Source organism: Propionibacterium acidifaciens (assembly GCF_003798325.1).
Lineage (GTDB): Bacteria > Actinomycetota > Actinomycetes > Propionibacteriales > Propionibacteriaceae > Propionibacterium > Propionibacterium acidifaciens.
Genome location: NZ_CP033719.1, coordinates 1,574,890 through 1,591,906, shown reverse-complemented (window position 1 = coordinate 1,591,906; position 17,017 = coordinate 1,574,890). Strand labels below are relative to the sequence as shown.

The 17,017-nt window shown below is 70.8% G+C and carries 15 protein-coding genes; 12 read left to right on the top strand and 3 right to left on the bottom strand.

Going from position 1 to position 17,017, the window contains the following annotated elements; all coding sequences use genetic code 11:
* Positions 1–68: 68 nt before the first annotated feature.
* Positions 69–197, top strand: a complete 129-nt coding sequence (locus EGX94_RS14065; protein ID WP_264291242.1) for a hypothetical protein — start codon at positions 69–71, stop codon at positions 195–197.
* On the opposite strand, the gene EGX94_RS14330 is transcribed toward EGX94_RS14065, so the two are convergent.
* Positions 178–297, bottom strand: a complete 120-nt coding sequence (locus EGX94_RS14330; protein WP_404825150.1) for a hypothetical protein — start codon at positions 295–297, stop codon at positions 178–180. The two genes, EGX94_RS14065 and EGX94_RS14330, sit on opposite strands and share 20 nt — an antisense overlap.
* A 165-nt stretch (positions 298–462) precedes the next feature.
* Here EGX94_RS14330 and EGX94_RS06645 point away from each other — a divergent pair, with 165 nt between their 5' ends.
* From EGX94_RS06645 to EGX94_RS06600, 10 genes are all read left to right on the top strand, one after another.
* On the top strand, positions 463–1,011 hold the full coding sequence (locus tag EGX94_RS06645) for a hypothetical protein (protein WP_123826077.1): 549 nt from the start codon (positions 463–465) through the stop codon (positions 1,009–1,011).
* 410 nt (positions 1,012–1,421) lie between these two features.
* Positions 1,422–1,901 carry a hypothetical protein gene (locus EGX94_RS13390; RefSeq protein ID WP_021797431.1) on the top strand — a complete coding sequence of 160 codons (480 nt, stop codon included), beginning with the start codon at positions 1,422–1,424 and terminating at the stop codon, positions 1,899–1,901.
* A 108-nt stretch (positions 1,902–2,009) separates the two neighbouring features.
* Entirely contained in the window at positions 2,010–2,540 is a 531-nt protein-coding gene (locus EGX94_RS06635) for a GNAT family N-acetyltransferase (RefSeq protein ID WP_021797441.1), read from the top strand.
* 314 nt (positions 2,541–2,854) lie between these two features.
* Positions 2,855–3,736 (top strand): sensor histidine kinase, encoded by an 882-nt coding sequence (locus EGX94_RS06630; RefSeq protein WP_021797429.1) that lies wholly within the window; start codon positions 2,855–2,857, stop codon positions 3,734–3,736.
* Entirely contained in the window at positions 3,733–4,419 is a 687-nt protein-coding gene (locus EGX94_RS06625) for a response regulator transcription factor (RefSeq protein ID WP_021797436.1), read from the top strand. The genes EGX94_RS06630 and EGX94_RS06625 overlap by 4 nt, the downstream gene beginning before the upstream one ends.
* Positions 4,416–5,459: an ABC transporter substrate-binding protein gene (locus EGX94_RS06620; RefSeq protein WP_021797440.1), complete on the top strand. Its 1,044-nt coding sequence runs from the start codon at positions 4,416–4,418 to the stop codon at positions 5,457–5,459. The genes EGX94_RS06625 and EGX94_RS06620 overlap by 4 nt, the downstream gene beginning before the upstream one ends.
* On the top strand, positions 5,456–7,105 hold the full coding sequence (locus EGX94_RS06615; protein WP_123826075.1) for an ABC transporter permease: 1,650 nt from the start codon (positions 5,456–5,458) through the stop codon (positions 7,103–7,105). The genes EGX94_RS06620 and EGX94_RS06615 overlap by 4 nt, the downstream gene beginning before the upstream one ends.
* Positions 7,106–7,115: 10 nt before the next feature.
* Positions 7,116–8,207 carry an ABC transporter ATP-binding protein gene (locus tag EGX94_RS06610; RefSeq protein ID WP_021796281.1) on the top strand — a complete coding sequence of 364 codons (1,092 nt, stop codon included), beginning with the start codon at positions 7,116–7,118 and terminating at the stop codon, positions 8,205–8,207.
* Between the two features lie 126 nt (positions 8,208–8,333).
* A complete protein-coding gene (locus tag EGX94_RS06605; RefSeq protein ID WP_021796278.1) occupies positions 8,334–9,737 on the top strand; it encodes an MFS transporter in 1,404 nt (467 codons plus the stop codon).
* Positions 9,738–9,881: 144 nt separating this feature from the next.
* Positions 9,882–11,234, top strand: a complete 1,353-nt coding sequence (locus EGX94_RS06600; RefSeq protein ID WP_021796282.1) for a hypothetical protein — start codon at positions 9,882–9,884, stop codon at positions 11,232–11,234.
* Here EGX94_RS06600 and EGX94_RS06595 read toward each other — a convergent pair.
* Positions 11,212–12,042, bottom strand: coding sequence for an alpha/beta fold hydrolase (locus EGX94_RS06595; protein WP_123826073.1), 831 nt, complete (start codon positions 12,040–12,042; stop codon positions 11,212–11,214). The genes EGX94_RS06600 and EGX94_RS06595 overlap by 23 nt on opposite strands.
* A gap of 235 nt (positions 12,043–12,277) precedes the next feature.
* On the opposite strand from EGX94_RS06595, the gene EGX94_RS06590 reads away from it, so the two are divergent.
* Complete coding sequence (locus tag EGX94_RS06590) at positions 12,278–13,957, top strand: class I adenylate-forming enzyme family protein (RefSeq protein ID WP_021797005.1); 1,680 nt, start codon at positions 12,278–12,280, stop codon at positions 13,955–13,957.
* A gap of 87 nt (positions 13,958–14,044) precedes the next feature.
* Here EGX94_RS06590 and EGX94_RS06585 read toward each other — a convergent pair whose 3' ends face one another.
* Entirely contained in the window at positions 14,045–16,543 is a 2,499-nt protein-coding gene (locus tag EGX94_RS06585) for a helix-turn-helix transcriptional regulator (RefSeq protein WP_021797011.1), read from the bottom strand.
* Positions 16,544–17,017 lie beyond the last annotated feature (474 nt).

Sequence of the window (17,017 nt, the reverse complement as noted above, 5' to 3'; positions counted from 1 at the left end):
CCTTGCAACCGCCTTCGTCCCGAACAATCGCCAGGTCAGTGAAATATTGGAGAGATTGGGAAAATGACATGATTGAACAGTATGAAGGCGAGGCAATGACAGTCGGGGCACTGTTTCATCGCGATTTCCAAAAAAGCTTGTTGGTAGACATGGCAGATGCATTAGAATCGATGAGGGTTATGCAAAGCTGTTTTTGAAGAATTCTAGGGCGATGATGGCCGTGATGGTTTCGGGGAAGGTGTGCAGGGGTCTTCGGTGGCCGGTGTGGAGTGTCCGCCAGGTTTTGAGGTTGGCGATTGCTCGTTCAACCGGGGCGCGTAGCGTGTTGATGGCCTTGTTGTACTGTTTCTGGGAGGGTTATGCCACTACACTGGGCATGTTGTTTCGACTCAGAGATCCGCCCAAGTCGACCGCTGGGGACAGAGCACGGGAACGATCCGGGAGGAGTACTCCCAAGAACCCTTGAAGGAACTTCAGTCCAAACTCGGTGAACGTGGAGAGAAAATAATTAGGGCAGGGTTCAAACATCGCAAGGCAGGACCGATGATCCTTAGCATCCGAGAGCCTTCCACAAATTCCGGGTACTTCTTGGTCGATCTTGCGTTCGCAAGCGATGAGCTTGGTATTCCAGTGGAAGCGAGAAAGAAAGAAGATCGCTCAAGCGCAAAATGGCGCTGGAGATTCACTCTAAAACTATTGGACCTGATCTGCGGGGCGCCGGACTGTCTTTACGCAGGCGCTGGAAACGAGGTTGATGTACCCACACCGGAGGAGATCACGACAAACAAGATGATGCGGCAGAGTCTGCCGGCCGTGTGGGGCCTTCCATCCTCCCTCTGTGATTCTCGGGGTCGCGTCACAGAGGATGTCCTGTCTTCTGGGTGTCCTGCCGCCGTGGAGCAGTGGAACGACCACGTCACTGCCATCAAGGTCTGGAGCCCGCTTTCCGTGGTTCCAGCGGACCACAACGCTGAAGCCATCGTTCTAGGTTTTCTTGGGACCGTCTTATGACCGGCATGAAACGAAACCACATTTTCGCGTATTTCATGCGTCGAGACTTATTCATAGGGTGTATGGCCAACATGAAATAAACCGTATTTTTCGCGGCTTTCATGCGCGGTTTCGGATATGATTGGGGTATGCAGAGGCTTATTCACAGGAGTCGTCTACAGGGGCGTTTCCCTTTGTCGGGTCCTCGTCCTGTCATGCTGTGAATAAGCTTCGCAGGTTGAGGTCACCCCGAGGAAACCGCCGTCCTGATCAGATGGAAGAAACGTTCCGGAAGTCACGTGCTCGTCAGGATGAAGACCGAAGCGATTCTGTACGCCTCCGAAGGAGTCAGTACCAGCATCATCGCTGAAATGGTTGAACGGACGGAGAGGACCGTGCAGGAATGACTGGCCGAATGGCAGGCCACGCGGATGTGCTCGGTCCTGACCGGGCGTGCGGGGAACCAGAACGCGGCGAAACTCACCCGCACCCAGAAAGAAGAACCAAAGGCCGTCCTGGCCCAGCCGCCCTCCCAGACGGGTGTCCACGCCGAGTTCTGGGACGTCCCGGCCCTGCGCGACGTCGTGAAGATCCTGTTCGACGCCCGGCACGAGCCCGACTCCTCGTGCCAGCTGCTCCTGCGGTTCTGCGGGTTGAGTTTCAAACTGCCGGACCCGTTCGACAAGCACCGCGACGAGCAGGCCATCACCAGGCGCATGGCAGAGGTGAAAACCAAAGTCAACGACCTGTTGGACGCCGCCTGGGAGGTGTACGCGACAGACGAGGCACGCCTGGAGCACGAGGCTTGGACCCGCCGCATGTGGCCCCCCGGAAGGACAGCGCACCAGACCGTCCGTGGACCGGCAGAAAACAGCCCAGTCGTTCTTCGGTGCTCTCTCGTTGACCAGTAAGAAGGTCACGCTGTATCCGGTCGAGGGGAACCAGAACACCGAGCAGATAATCCTCGCATCGGTCCGAGCGTCACCGGACCGTCACCCCTCACCGAAGGACTGCACGCCATGATCACGCCTATTTTCCGTCCTCTCGCAGACGACGAGACACCGCTGCTCGAGCGAGCGACCCTGGGCAACCTCAACTGGTGCGGGGAGCGGTTCACCGTCTCCGACCTCCACACCACCACTGATTTCGCCCACTACACGGCCGTCGACCCGGCCCGGGGCGACTTCGGAATCGTCGCGACGGTCGAGGACGCACCCGTGGGAGTCGTCTGGGCGGTCTTCCTGCCCAGCGACTCACCGGGGTACGGCTTCATCGACGACGAGACCCCCGAGATCAGCGTGTGGGTCGACGCGCCCTTCCGGGGCCAGGGGATCGGGCGGCGGCTGATACGGCAGATGATCAGCGAGGCGCGCGAACGCGGCCTCGCCTCGCTCTCGCTGTCGGTGGAGCAGGGCAACCATGCCGAACGCCTCTACTCCTCCGAGGGCTTCGTCCACGTCGACGGCAGGGAGGACGCCGGAGTCATGGTCGCAAGGCTGACCAGCCCGCCGCACCAACCAGGAGCACCGGACGGGCATGCGATGGATTGACGGCTCCCCGCAGGCCGAGTGGAGCCGGACTGCTCCACGACTCCCGCACACGGCGAGACTCGTCCACAACACCGCTGAACCATGCCATGGCTGAGGGCTGCTTGCGCCACTGAGCCCCCGCGAACAAACCCCGTGGCCCCGTGGAGCGCGGATCGGCTGGTGAGCGACGGCCGGGAAGGCACCAGAGATCGTGGCCGAAGGCGCGTCCGGTGGCAGACAGGGCCCGCCGATCGAGCGGGCTCCTGTCGGCCGTCGCGCCGGGAGCCCGAGGACCGGCTCGGACGCCCGGACCACGCCCGATGCATACTGACCGCGTGCATGCACTGGTCTGGGTCACCGGCGCCCTGGGGGCGGTCTGCGCAGCGCTGTGCGCACTGACGATCGTGCTGCGCCGCCGCCTCGTCCTGCTGCGCGCCGACAACGAGTACCTCCGCGGAGCCGTCAGGCACCGCATGGAGCGCCCCCAGCTCTTCTCCCACGAGGTGCGCACCCCGCTCGCCCTCATCCGGGGCGCCGCCGAGCTGCTCCTGGAGGGAGCCCCCGGCCCGCTCACCGAACGCCAGCGGGAGTTCATCGAGACGATCGCCGACAACAGCGCGCAGATGACGCAGCTCTCCGAGACGATGCTCACCGAGGCGCGCATCGAGGCCCAGCTGCTCGCCCTGCACCGCGAGCGCATCGAGATCCGCTCGCTCGTGCGCCAGACGATCTCGCAGCTGCGCCACTTCACGCGCATCCCCATCGAGCTCGACAACACCGGCCCGCGCATCGTCCTCGACGGGGACCCCGCCCTGCTGCGCCAGGCGCTGTGGAACCTCGTCAACAACGCGGTGCGCCACGCGGGCCCCGGCGCGGCCATCACGGTGCAGGTCACCACGGCCGACGACACCGTCGTCATCGCCGTCACCGACGACGGGTCGGGCATGACCGAGGCCGAGCGCGCCCGGCTGTTCCGGCCGTCCAGCGCGCCGATCGGGCAGGACGAGGGGCGCGGCACCGGCCTGGGCATGCTCGTCGCCCAACGCGTCGTCTCCGCCCACGGGGGCCGCATCCTCGTCGACACCATCGACGGGCGCGGCACCTCGATCCTGTGCGCCCTGCCGCTCGAGACGGCCCCCTGGCCCGGCACGGACGCTCCCCCGACCGCGCCGGGCGCCTCCGGGGCGACGGCCCGCGAGCGGGAGGCGGCGCCATGAGTCCCACGGCCCTGGTCGTCGACGACCAGACGCAGATGGTCTCGATCGTCGCCTTCGCCCTCGAGACGCAGGGCTTCACCTGCCTGACAGCGCACAGCGCCGAGCAGGCATGGGCCGTCCTGACCCGTCGGCGGGTCGACATCGTCATCCTCGACATCATGCTGCCGGGAGCCTCGGGCATCGCCCTGTGCGAGCGCATCCGGGCCACGAGCGGGACGCCGGTGATCCTGCTCACCGCCAAGGACAGCACGGACGACCGCATCGCCGGGCTCCTGGCCGGCGCCGACGACTACCTCACGAAACCGTTCAGTCCCCGCGAACTGGCCCTGCGCGCGCAGGCCGTCCACCGCCGGGCGCAGGGCGGCGCCGGGGACGGGCTCCTCGTCAACGGCCCGCTCGTCATCGACACCGTCCGGCGCCGGGCCACCTGGGACGGCAGGGTTCTGCGCGTCTCCGACGTCGAGCTGCGGCTGCTCACCGCACTGGCCCGCCACAAGGGGGAGGTCGTCACCTGGAGCACGCTGCTCAACGAGGTCTGGTTCACCGAGTCCGGCAGTGGCGGCCGCGAGATGATCAAGACGACCGTCTACCGCCTGCGCCAGCGCCTGGACACCGAGGGGCGCCCTCTCATCGTCACCGTTCGCGGCATGGGCTACCTCATGCCCGACCAGGACCCCCGGTGAGACGCCCGAACCGCGGCCGGCCGCGCGCCCGGCCGCTCGCCCGGATCGGCGGGGCCCTCGTGCTCTGCCTCGTCATGACCGCCTCGGCGACGATCGTCGTCTCCCATGCGCGCGGCCCCCATCTGTCGGTGCTGTGCTCCTCGATCGAGGACCTCTGCCAGGAGTGGGGCCGCGTCTTCCGCGAGCGCACCGGCATCACCGCGACCATCACCCGCCGCTCGGCCGGTGAGGCCCTCACCCTCATCAGCCAGTCCGACAACCAGTTCGACCTGTGGATGGGCGGGCCCGCCGAGATGTACGTCCTGGGCGCCGAGCGGGGCCTGTTCCTCGACCACGTCCCGGCCGGCGCGGAGCACGTGCCGGACGGGCGCAAGGATCCGGACGGCGCGTGGACCGGCATCTACCAGGGCGTCCTCGGGTTCTGCTCGAACAGCGAGGTGCTCGCCCGGGCCGGACTCGACGCGCCGCGGCGCTGGGACGACCTGCTCGACCCCCGTCTGCGGGGCCTCGTCTCGGTCCCGAACCCGAACCTGTCGGGCACCGGGTACACGATGGTCGAGACCCAGGTGGCCAGGCTCGGCTCGGACGCGGCGATGGACTGGCTGTCGCGCCTGGACGTGAACGTCCTGCAGTACACCTCCTCGGGCCTGGCGCCCTCGGGGGTGGTGGCGCGCGGCGAGGTGGCCGTGGCCGTCACCTTCACCCAGCACTGCGCCAAGCAGATCGACCAGGGCCACGACGAGCTGACGATCACCTACCCGGATGACGGCACCGGCCACGAGATCGGCGCGATCGCGGTCCTGGCGGGCACCGACCAGCCCGCCGCCGCTCAGCGCTTCGAGGGCTTCATGCTCTCGGCGGACGGCCAGTCGCTGGGCGGCGAGACCGGATCGAGCCAGTTGCCGGCCCGCGACGACCTCGGCCACGACGAGCGGCTCGCCCTGCCGTCCGGGACGTCCCTGGTCGAACTCCCCCTGGCGGAGGCTGCGGCACGGCAGAGGGAGCTCATCGGGCTGTTCGACGAGAGGGTGCTGTCGTGAGGCGGCGCGGCCGGCCGCCCCGCGCCCCGCGGCGGGGTCCCGCCGGCGGACGGGCGCTCGTCGGGGCGTTCCGGGGTCTCGGTGCCGCGGCGATCGGGGCCCTGCTGTGGCCGACGCTGACGGTGCCGTTCGTCCCGGCGGGGCGCGCGGCCCTGGCCGACGCCGTCGTCCACCAGCACCGCCTCGTCGTCGACACGCTCGTGCTGGCCCTCGTCACGGCCCTTGCCGGGACGATCGGCGGCGCGCTGACGGCCGGCGTCCACCACCACTTCCGCTTCCGCGGGCGCGGGCTGCTGCACCTCATGCTGCTCAGCCCGCTGCTCCTGCCCCCGGTGGCACCCGCCATCGCGCTGCTCGAGCTGTGGGGCCACAACGGGTTCGCGACGCGCCTCCTCGGCTGGCGCTCGGTGCCGGTCTACGGCTTCACCGGCCTCGTCATCGCCGAGGTGATGACGCTGCTGCCGCTCGCCCATCTCATGACCCTCGTCGGTCTCTCGAACCTGGACGGCTCCCTCACCGACCAGGCGCGCGACATGGGCGCCTCCGAGGCCCGCGTCCTCGCCCGGATCGTGCTGCCGGGCATGCGCGGGGCGCTGGCCGGCGTCTTCCTGCTGCTCGTGGCCCACGCGACCGTCGACATCGCCAACCCGCTGGCCCTCGGCGGCAGCTACCCGGTGCTCAGCACCAGGCTCCGCGAGGCGGCCGCCGGCGAGGACGACATGACGGCGGCCGGCGCCTACGGGCTGATACTCCTCGTCATCTGCGCCCTGGCGGCACTGGCCATGCCGGGGCGGGATCACCGCCCGTTCCAGGAGCGGCTGCGCCGCCGCCGCCGGGTCCCGCCGTCCGGTGCGCGGGACCGCGTGCTCGTCGCGGCGGCCTGGGCGCTCGCCTCGGTCGAGGCGCTGCCGCTGGTCGTCTGCGCCGCGGCCTCGGTCCTGGCGGACGTCGACTCCCCGCGGCTGACCGGCCAGCACTACGCCGAGCTGATCACGAGCGGCACCGCGCGCCTGGCGGCGGCGGATTCGCTGCTCGTGGCGGCCGCGGCCGTCGTGGCGTCGACGAGCATCGCCCTCGCCGCCGTGGCGGTCGCTCCGCGCACCGGGTCGGCGAGCATCTCGCGCGCGCTGCTCGCCTCGTCCGCCCCGGTCCTGCCCCTGGCCCTCGGCGCCCTCCACTGGTGGCGCGCCCCGGAGTGGGGCGCGACCTCGGGCTGGGCCGCCCTCGGACTGGTCGCGACCATCATGACGATCGGCTCGGCCCCGATGATGATCGTCCTGCTGCGGCAACGGCTGGCCGCGATGACGCCCTCGGCCGCCGAGTCCGCCGCGGGCCTGGCCGTCCGGGTGCGCCACGTGGTCCGTCCACTCGTCGTCCCCCACCTGGCCCCGGTCGTGCCGGCCATGCTCGTCGTCGCCCTGGCCGGGGCGGTCAACGCGTTGTCCCCGGTCATCCTGTTCGGCGGCGCCGACACGCCCTTCCTCGCGACGCGCATCATCACCGACGTCGAGGCAGGGCAGCTCGACCGGGCGAGCGCCCTGGCGACGACGACCGCCGCCCTGCTGGGGCTGCTCGGCGGCTGCGTCACCGTGCTCGTCGCCCCGCCGCGTCGGCCGGCCGTCCCGGACGACGGGGGCCCGACGTGAGGAGGCGGCAGTGAGGGCGATCGGCATCACCAAGACCTTCCCGGGCATGACGCGTCCGGCGCTGCACGACGTGACGATCGGGGCGGGGCCGGGCGAACTGCTCGACCTCATGGGGCCCTCCGGTTCGGGCAAGTCGACGCTCGTGACGATCATCAACGGTTTGACGAAGCCAGACGCCGGCAGGGTCGTCATCGGCGGCGAGGACGTCACCGACCGTGCGCCGAGCCGACGGCCCACGACGACGATGTTCCAACAGGACAATCTCTTCCCGGAGATGAGCGTGGCCGGCAACGTCGCCCACCCGCTGAGGCTGGCCGGGGCGTCCCCTACGCACGTGCGGGACCAGACCGAGGTGATGCTGCTGCGCCTGGGGCTGGCAGGCGTGTCCGACGCGCTGCCGCGGCACCTGTCGGGCGGCCAGCGCCGCCGCGTCGCCCTGGCCAGGGCGCTCGTCTCGCGTCCGGCCGTGCTGCTCCTCGACGAGCCGCTGTCCGGGCTGGAGCAGGGGCTCAAGGCCGGCCTTCTCGAGCTCATCGACCAGATGCGCCGGCGTCTGGGCATGACCGTCATCCACGTGACGCACGACACCCCGCTCGCCCTGGCGACGGCCGACCGGATCATCGTCCTGGACCGCGGCCGGATCGCCGACGAGGGCGCGCCGCGCGACGTCTACCAGCGGCCGACGAGCTCCTTCGTCGCCTCGTTCCTGGGCGCCTCGAGCTTCCTCGACGTCCGGGTCATCGGCCCGGGCGATTCGGCCTCGACGCGCCGGGTGGACGTCCTCGGCACCGCGATGACGGTGGCGGGGCCGGCGACGGTGCCGACCGCGGCGGGCCGCGAGGCGACCCTCCTCGTCCGCCCAAACGCCCTGTCCGTCGTCCCGGCGAGCGGCACGACGACGGTCATGGGTCAGCCCGAGCCGTCCGGGATGCTCGGCATCGTCCAGCGCAGGCTCTACCGCGGCGAACGGATGGAGTACCTCGTCGAGACCGAGCGGGGCTCGGTGCTCGGCACCGGCGACCTGTGGGGGCCGGCGCTGGAGCGCCACGAGCCGGCGCGGCTGGTCCTCCACCCCGAGCGGCTGTGGCTGCTCCCCCGCTGAGGGCACCGCCACGGTGACAGGGCTGTGACCAACCGTGACCGCCGGTGATCGACTCCCGCCTCGCGCGCGGCCGACGATGGGATCCAACGCCGCTCATCCGAACGGCCCTCACCACTGGAGCCGCACATGTCCACGACCTCGATGACACGACCCGGCGGGGAACGGTCCTGGCTGGCCGCGCCGCCGCCCGCTCCCCGCCTCCCCGACGACGAGGCGAGGCGCCGCTACCCGCGCCTGCGCTTCCAGGTGTTCATGGGCATCTTCATCGGCTACGCGGGCTTCTACCTGATCCGCAACAACATCTCACTGGTCTCGAAGATCCTGCTCGACGGCGGCCGGATCAACAAGACCGGCATCGGCCTCATCGCCAACGCCGTCCTCATCGCCTACGGCTTCTCGAAGTTCTTCATGGCGATGATCTCGGACCGCTCGAACGCCCGCTACTTCATGCCGCTGGGCCTCGTGCTGTCGGCCGTCGCCAATCTCGTCGTCGCATTCGTCCCGGCCGTGTCGGGCTCGCTGGCCGTGTTCGCGATCGTCATGTTCATCAACGGCTGGTTCCAGGGCATGGGCTGGCCGCCGGCCGGCCGCGTCCTCGTGCACTGGTTCAGCACCAACGAGCGCGGCTGGAAGACCTCGATCTGGAACTGCGCCCACAACGTGGGCGGGATGGGCGTCGGCGCGGCAGCCGCCTGGGGTCTGGCGCTGACCGGCGACGACTGGCACGCGGCCTTCTGGCTGCCCGCCCTCATCGCCATCGTCGTCGCCGCCGTCGCCTTCGCCCTCATCCGCGACACGCCCGCCTCGGTGGGCCTGCCCCCGATCGAGGAGTACCGCGACGACCCGGCCAAGGTCGCCTCCGACACGAGCGAGCTCGAGAGGCTGAGCTACTGGCGGATCGTCATCGAGCACGTCTTCAAGAACAGGGCGATGCTCCTGCTGGCCTTCGCCAACGTCTTCGTCTACGCCCTGCGCTACGGCGTGCTGAGCTGGGCCCCCACCTACCTCTCCCAGGTGCACAGGGTCTCCGTGGCCAAGGGCATCGCCGGCTTCTCGCTGTTCGAGCTGGCCGGCCTGGTCGGCACGCTGGCCTGCGGCTGGGCCTCGGACCGGATCTTCAGGGGGAACCGCACCCGCACCGGTGTCACCTTCCTCATCGGGGCGGGCGTCTTCCTCGTGCTCTACTGGCTGGCGCCGGTGGGCACCCCCTACTGGCTGCTCATGGTCCACCTGTTCTTCATCGGCGCCTTCATCTACGGCCCGGTCATGCTCATCGGCCTCCAGGCCATCGACATGTCGGCCGCCCATGTGGCGGGCACCTCGGCCGGCTTCACCGGGCTGTTCGGCTATGTGCTCGGCGCGACGATGGCCTCGACCGGCGTCGGCTACGTCGCCGAGCACTTCGGCTGGTACGTCACCTACGGCATGCTCGTGGCCTTCGTCGTCGTCGCCGTCATCCTCCTGGCCCTCATCGGCCCCGAGGAGAGACGCCTCATCGAGGCCCATCGGGTGAGGAGCGGGAAGCAGTGACCGGCCCCCGGGCCGGAACGGACGGTGGGCTCTCGGCGCCCCCGCACGGCTCCCCGGCCGACCGGCCGGCCCAGGCGCAACGGCCTATGCTGTGTCCCGGCGGCGCGTTCCGGGCGCGCCGCCGGGACACGAGGGACGAGAACCATGGCGAACACCCCCGAAGGCTGCCGCACCGGCGCGGACGCCGCACCCTGCTCGGCCGGTACGGCGTCGGCCGAGTCCGACGGGGGACGGCGGGGGCCCTCGCTCGGGGCCCGGGTGGCGCTCGTCCTGGTGGGCCTGCTCGTCGGGCTCCCCGTGCTCGGCATCGGGGCGGGCGCGGTCTTCCTCGCCGTCCAGGCGGCACGGATGCAGGCCTACGACGACGCCCGGGCCGCGCAGGCCCAGCGGACCGTCCTCGATTACTGCGCCCGGACGTACGGCTTCACCCCCGAGATCACCGGTCGCGAGGGGCGCTCCACGGTGAACGGGGCGGACACGATCGGTCACATCGGCACGCCCCGCGACGACGTCGTCACCTTCGAGGCCGCCCACGACGGCACCGCCTTCCAGATCGAGGCCGACTACGCCGACACCTCCGATCCCTACAAGCTGCCCGAGGGCCCGATCGACGCCACCGTCGACCGCCTGCGCGACAACTACCAGGCCGATGAGGTCCTCGCGGGCGTCTACGCCGAGGTGGCCGCGGTGCTCGGGCTTCCGACGCCCGTGTCCACCAATGCGGCGACCATCAAGCGCCGTGAGATGCTCACCGACGTCCACTACGACGGCACCAATGCGCGAGAGGTGTTCGGCACGACGGAGGCCGGCGCCCTGGAAACGCTCGGGATGCTCTACGGCGCGGACGTCGATCTCGACGGGGCCTGGCCCAGGGCCGGTGACCTGCTGCCCGAGGGGACGGGCGGCGGCCGCCCGGTCGAGTTCTGGTGCGACATCTACCAGCTGCGGGCCGGCGCCGACCCGGCCCAGTGGGACTGGACGCGCGATCCCGAGGACCAGTACCCCATCGTCAGCCGCGTGCTGGGGATCTCGGCGCCCCTGTCCACGACGTTCCGGCCCGAGGAGCAGGGAGTGGGCACGACCTACATCACGGACTCCCAGCTCGCGTACTGGGAGTCGACGCACTTCATCGCGCTGTTCGCGCCCGTGACGCCCTCCGAGCTGCCGGGCGACCTCGACTGGTCGGAGACGGCCCGACTCACCGGGGGCACGAGCCACGACCCGGTGGGCACCGTCCACCGGGTGAGCACCTCCGAATCCGAGCGGATGTCCGGGCAGTGGGTCGGGCCCGCCGATGACACGGTCTACATCCCCGCCTCCCTCATCGACGACTACCTCGGGCAGGGCTACCGCGACGCAGCGATGCTCATCTTCGATCCCTCGGTCGAGGTCGGGACCCCCTACGACGTCGAGTCTCCCGTGCGCTGCGGCGACTACTACGTCATCGACAGGCCGTTCCACAAGGGCGAGTACTTCACGCTCGCCCTGGCCCGGTGAGCGCCCCCGTCAGGAGGCCGAGCAGCAGGCCGGTGACCTCCTCGGGGGCGTCGACGGTCACGAGGTGGCCGGCGCCGGGGATCTCGTGGAGCGCGAGCCCGTCATGGGCGGCCCAGCGGCGCATCGAAGCGCGCACGTCCGCGGCGTCGGCTGCCCCGCAGACGAGCAGGGTCGGCACGCCGACGCGCTGGTCGGGATCGGCGCCCAGCTCCTCATCGACCACGACCAGCGTCCGACGGAGCAGGCCGGCGGGCAGCGCGGCGAGGCTGCGCAGCGCCAGAGCGCGCCCTCGCGGGGTCGTCGACGACGAGTCGGCCAGGCGACGCAGCGCTGCCCGACCGGTCGGGCACCGCGGCAGCGCCCGCCGGAGGACCCCCGGCGGCCGCGGTCCGGTCGGACGGTCGGCGTTCCAGGCGGCGCCGAGCGCCGCCAGGGCGCTCACGCGCTCAGGGTGGCCTCGGGCCAGACCCTGAGCGATGGCGCCGCCGAGCGCCTGGCCGACCAGCGCCGCACGGTCCATGCCGAGCTCGTCCATGACCGCCAGCACGTCCCGTTCGAGCACCCCGGCGCTCGGGGCCGTCGCGCTCGGGCGCGAGCGCCCATGCCCGCGAAGATCCGGCACGGCAACTCTGAAACCCGCATCGACGAGGGGCATCACCTGGTCGTCGAAAACGGCCCGGTCCATCCCCGCACCGTGCAGGAGCATCACGGCCGGACCGGCGCCCCGGACCCGTCCCATGAGGACGCAGCCCGCGGTGCGCACCGCGAACTGCTCGTCGTGTCCGTCCATCTCGACCTCCTGGGCCATCTCAACCCTTAGGGGTGATTCTGCCAGTCCCTCACCCGGACGCGCGAATTCTCGGGCGCCCGCCGGGAGTGCGGGCGCTGTGAGTGCCGGCCGACGGGTGGGGCGCCATTGCCCGACTACCTACCGAAGCGTAGGTTTGATGGTGTTTCCGGGATCGATCCGCTCGCGGGGCCCGAGGGGAGCGCCGGCCCGCGTCGCTCCGGACCACCGGCCATCAGCACGAAGAAGGACGCAGATGACGCTGCCCATCGAGGCCCCCAACACCGACTACGACACGGCGGCCCTGCGCGAGGTCGTCGAGCGCCGATTCACCTGGGCCGCCGGCTTTGAACGCAATGCGCACCGCTACGCGCACCGCACGGCCATGACGGATCTGCCCAGCGGCCGCGTCTGGACCTACGCCGAGCTGGGCGCCGATGCGGGCCGTCTCGTGGCCGGCCTCGCCGCCCACGGCGTCGGAGTCGGAGACGTCGTCGCCCACCAGCTGCCCAACTGCCCCGAGTTCGCCCTCCTGTACATCGCCGCGCAGGGGCTGCGCGCCGTGAGCTCCCCCATGAACTTCCGCCTGGCCCCCGGCGAGACCGCCTACGCGCTCGACCAGCTGCGCCCGGCCGTCTACGTCTACGACACCGAACGCTCCGAGCAGACCGCCGAGTCCCTGGCCAAGGCCGATTTCCGGCCCAGGGTGCTGATCGGTGCCGGCGGCGGCGCGCTGCTGCCCGGAGCGATCCGCTTCGAGGAGCTCTGCGCCGAGCAGGCCCCCGTCTTCACCGCCCCGGCCGACGGCTCCACCTGGGACGAGACGAGCCGCCTGTTCACCTCGGGCACCACCGGCATGCCGAAGGCCGTTCCGCTCACGAGCTTCAACGAGGTGCTCACCGCGCACGACGTCATCATGCACTTCCCGGTGAACCCGCACGACCGCACGCTCAACATGTCGCCGTGGTTCCACCGGGGCGGCAACTACTGCGCCGGTCCGAACACGATGTTCTACGTGGGCGGCGAGGTCGTCATCATGCCCAAGTTCGACGCTGGAGCCGTGCTCGACGCCGTCGAGGAGCACCGGCTGACCTACCTGGTCGGCGCCCCGACGAATCTGGAGCGCCTGGCCGACGCGCAGGAGGCCGGACCGCGCGATCTGTCGAGCCTGCACGGCATCATCACGATGGGCGCCCCCCTGGAACGGGCCGCCGCCATCCGCTACCAGGACGTGCTCACCCCACGGCTGGGCAACGGCTACGGCGTCACCGAGACCTTCTGGAACACCTTCCTGCGCCCCTACGACGTCACCGACATGCCGGGCACCGCCGGTCAGGCCTGCATCGACGACGACGTCGCCGTCGTCCGCGTCTTCGAGGACCGCGTCGCCGAGCCCGACGAGCTGGCCGCCAAGGACAACACCGAGGTCGGCGAGGTCATCATGCGCTCGGTCAAGGCCGGCTACGCCTACGCCGACAACCCGCGCGAGCAGAAGAAGAAGTTCCGCGACGGCTGGGTCTACCCCGGGGACCTGGCCACCTGGGACGAGAACGAGACGATCACCATCGTCGGCCGCAAGGACGACATGATCATCTCCGGCGGCGAGAACGTCCACCCGGTGCAGGTCGAGGAGGCCCTGGCGGGCCATCCGGGCGTCGCCGCGGCGGCCGTCACGGGCCTGCCCGACACGGAGTGGGGCCAGCTCGTGGCCGCCTACGTCGTGCCCCGTCCCGGCTTCTTCACCGACCGGCAGGCGGCCGCCACCGAGCTCGACCGGTTCTGCAAGGACAGCGACGACCTGGCGAACTACAAGCGCCCGCGCCGCTACGCCTTCGTCGACGAGCTGCCGATGACCGCGACCGGGAAGAAGAAGCACTTCGTGCTGCGCGGCCAGGCCCCGAGAGATGAGGACGACGGTCTTTTCCTCAAGCCGTGAGACTCGGGCCGGCCGGGCCCGGTGGGTCGCGCGCCGGGCGCTGCGCAGCGGCCCGCAGGCGCCCCGGCCTGCGACGGGCCGGGTCCCTCAGATCATGCCGAGGGCCTGGCCCATGAGCACGGCCGAGGCCCGGTCGTGGACGCCGAGGCGCTTGTACATCTGCTTGGCGGTGGAGCGGATCGTCTCCTTGCCCAGGCCGAGGTCGGTGGCGATGCGGCCGAGCGTCTTGCCCTCGGCGAGGCCCCGGAGCACATCGACCTGCCGCGGCGTGAGGCGGACGGCACCGGCGGACGGCCAGTCCCCGGGCCCGTCCACGCGCAGGCCGGCGAGTTCCCGGTAGGGCCGCCCGACGGCCTCGAGGACGGGCCGGCGCGCCGCGTCGGGCAGCAACGCCACCGCGCCGAGCGCCTCGGACCAGTCGTAGAGGCGCAGGATCATGCCCGCCAGGTCGTCGGGGTCGGGCCCGCCGGCCACCGCGCCGAGCTTGAGGCCGTAGGCGATCATCCGCCAGCGGCTCGTCGTCGTCGACATCGCCAGGACGCGATCGACGAGGGCGCGCACCGTCTCCCGGTGGCCCTGGACGAGCTCGACCGAGGCGCGGATGACGAGCGCCATCTCGGACGGGATCGACCCGTCCTCGAGCCGGCGCTGGGCTTCGTGCAGCCGGCCCTCGCGCGCATCGATCATGGCGAGGGTGGCGTGCAGGGGCCACCACTCGAAGGGCCACAGGTCGCTCCACCGGGCGCGCCCGAGGAAGGCCTGGAGCCACTGGTAGGCCGGCAGGGTGCCGCGGTTGACGAGCAGCGCCCACCCCTCGGCCTCGACCTGGAGCGGGGCGAACGGGGCGTTCGGCGAGATCTCGGCGCTCGACAGGCCGTCGGCGTCCCAGTCTTCGCCGTAGCGGGAGGCGATGCGGATGAGCTGTTCGGGCAGTTCGTCGCGGGAGCCGCTGATGGCGACCAGCCGCCCGTACTCCTCGATGTAGAGGCGGGCCTGCTCGTGGAGGGCCGTCTTGCCGGAGAGCACGGCGTTACGGGCGGCCATGCCGAGCATGAGGCCCGGGTAACCGACGACGTCGACGCGGCTCCGCGCGCAGATGCTGGCGGCCATGCCCAGGCAGGCCTGGGCGTCGGACAGCAGCGCGGTGAAGAGCATGCCATCGGCCATGCCCATGAGGCACATCGCGAGGACCGCCGAGTCGTCCGTGAAGCGGGCGTCCAGGCGGCGGTGCCGCGTGCAGGCCTCCAGGTGCCGGGAGACGTGCTCGGTGAGCACGCTCTCAGCCGACAGCGCGAAGCGCCGCACGTCCTCGACCGAGTCGGGGCGCAGGGTGCTCAGGCCGAGCGCGAGCCTGCCTCTCAGCTCCTTGATGAGCGGGTGGACGGACTGCTCGTCCTCGCCGTCGACGAGGTGGGCCAGTTCGAGCCAGGGCAGCGGCAGGAACGGCGCGTTGGGCCGCCAGGTGCCCAGCAGGAACTCGCGGGCGTAGGCGATGTGCGTCCACACGGCGGGCACCTGGTCGCCCCAGGCATCGGCGAGTCCGAGGCGCTCGTTCGAGGCGAAGGTCGCCAGGATGTGCATCGAGGCGGCCAGCACCCGGTCGAGCAGGGACCAGTCGCGGATCATCGTGAGGATGCAGATGCGCACCGCGTCGGGCACGGGGACGGTGCGGTCGGCCATCGCCATCCGGAGGCGCCGGCGCCAGAGGCGGGCCGGGCTGTCCGGGTCGATCATCATGCGCTCGACGAGCTGGGCGGCGAGGAGGATCGGGAAGCCGGGCTCGCTCGTGCCGGGCCGTGTGATCGCGCCGTTGAGCCGTGCCCGGCGCACCTCGGCGGGGGTGATCCTGCGGTTGAGCAGGTACGAGGAGATGCCGGCCATCATCGGTTCGGAGATGAAGTACGCCCAGGCGTGCAGGAGGACGAGCGGCTCGTCGGCCAGGCGGGGGTAGGCGCGGTCGGCCCAGGCGGCGGCCGCGTCGGCGCTCCGGCCGGGCGCGGGGAGGGCCCCCATCCGCACCCACTGCTGCGTGAGGTCCCGGTCGTCGTGGGCGTCGAGGTCGAGGAGGAAGGCCTCGAGGAGCGCCGGGACGCCGCCGGTCACGCGCAGCGCGCGGAAGCGCCAGGCGCTGTCGACGGCCTGCGCGGGGCCGATCTCGGCGAGGGTCTGTGAGTCGATGACGAGCGAGCTCGACCCGAGGACGACGTCGAACATCGCGTCGAGGTCGGCGCCGGGCCGCCTGTCCACGGCCGCCGCCACGATGATCGAGTGCTGCGGGACGCGGGTGCAGTCGCCGGCGGCGAGGACGGCCTGCAGCAGCTCGTCCAGCTGCTCGTCGAGGCCGTACCACTCGACGAGCAGCGGCCCGCTCTGGTCCCTGAGCGCCGCCGCGAGGGACTCGACGTCGGAGGCGGCCCGCACCGTCACGACGGTGCGGGGACCGGGGCCCTCGGTCTGCTCCAGCGCCCGGCGTGTGGTCTCGATCGGGAAGAACTCCTGCGGCGCATGGATGATCGCGCGGTCGACCATGCCGAGGGACACGGCGAGTCGAGGCGCCAGGGCGCTGATGACGTCGACATGCTCCATGACTCGCTCGGACCTTCCTGCGGTCTCCCGCTGTTGGGCTCCGCACAGCGGGCGCTGCGCTGGGAATCGAGCACGACGACAGGGGGCCTGCTGCCGCGGGGTTCCCGGGCCCGAGAGGGTGGGGGTGCTCGAACCCTGGCGAACGGATGCTCGCGGAATCTTCTTCTGTATGCCCGGATCTGCGGACGGCGTTCTCCTGCAGAACGAGACATCGTTCCGGACCACCGGGGGTGGTGGGGACCGACAGGCAGGATTTCCCCCGTCCACCGTCATTTTATCCCGCCTACGGCGTGTTGCCTTGTCCTGACGCGTGGCGGGGTCGGGATGACGAAATTTCCGGGCACCCTGGCCCGTTCTGCCGCGGCACGGGCGGTCGTCGCCCTCCCCACCCCTGGTTCACCCATCAGGGACGCCTCCGGGGTCGACCCCGTCCCGGCCCCGTGGTCAGGCCCGTGGTACGGGTCCGGCCAGCAC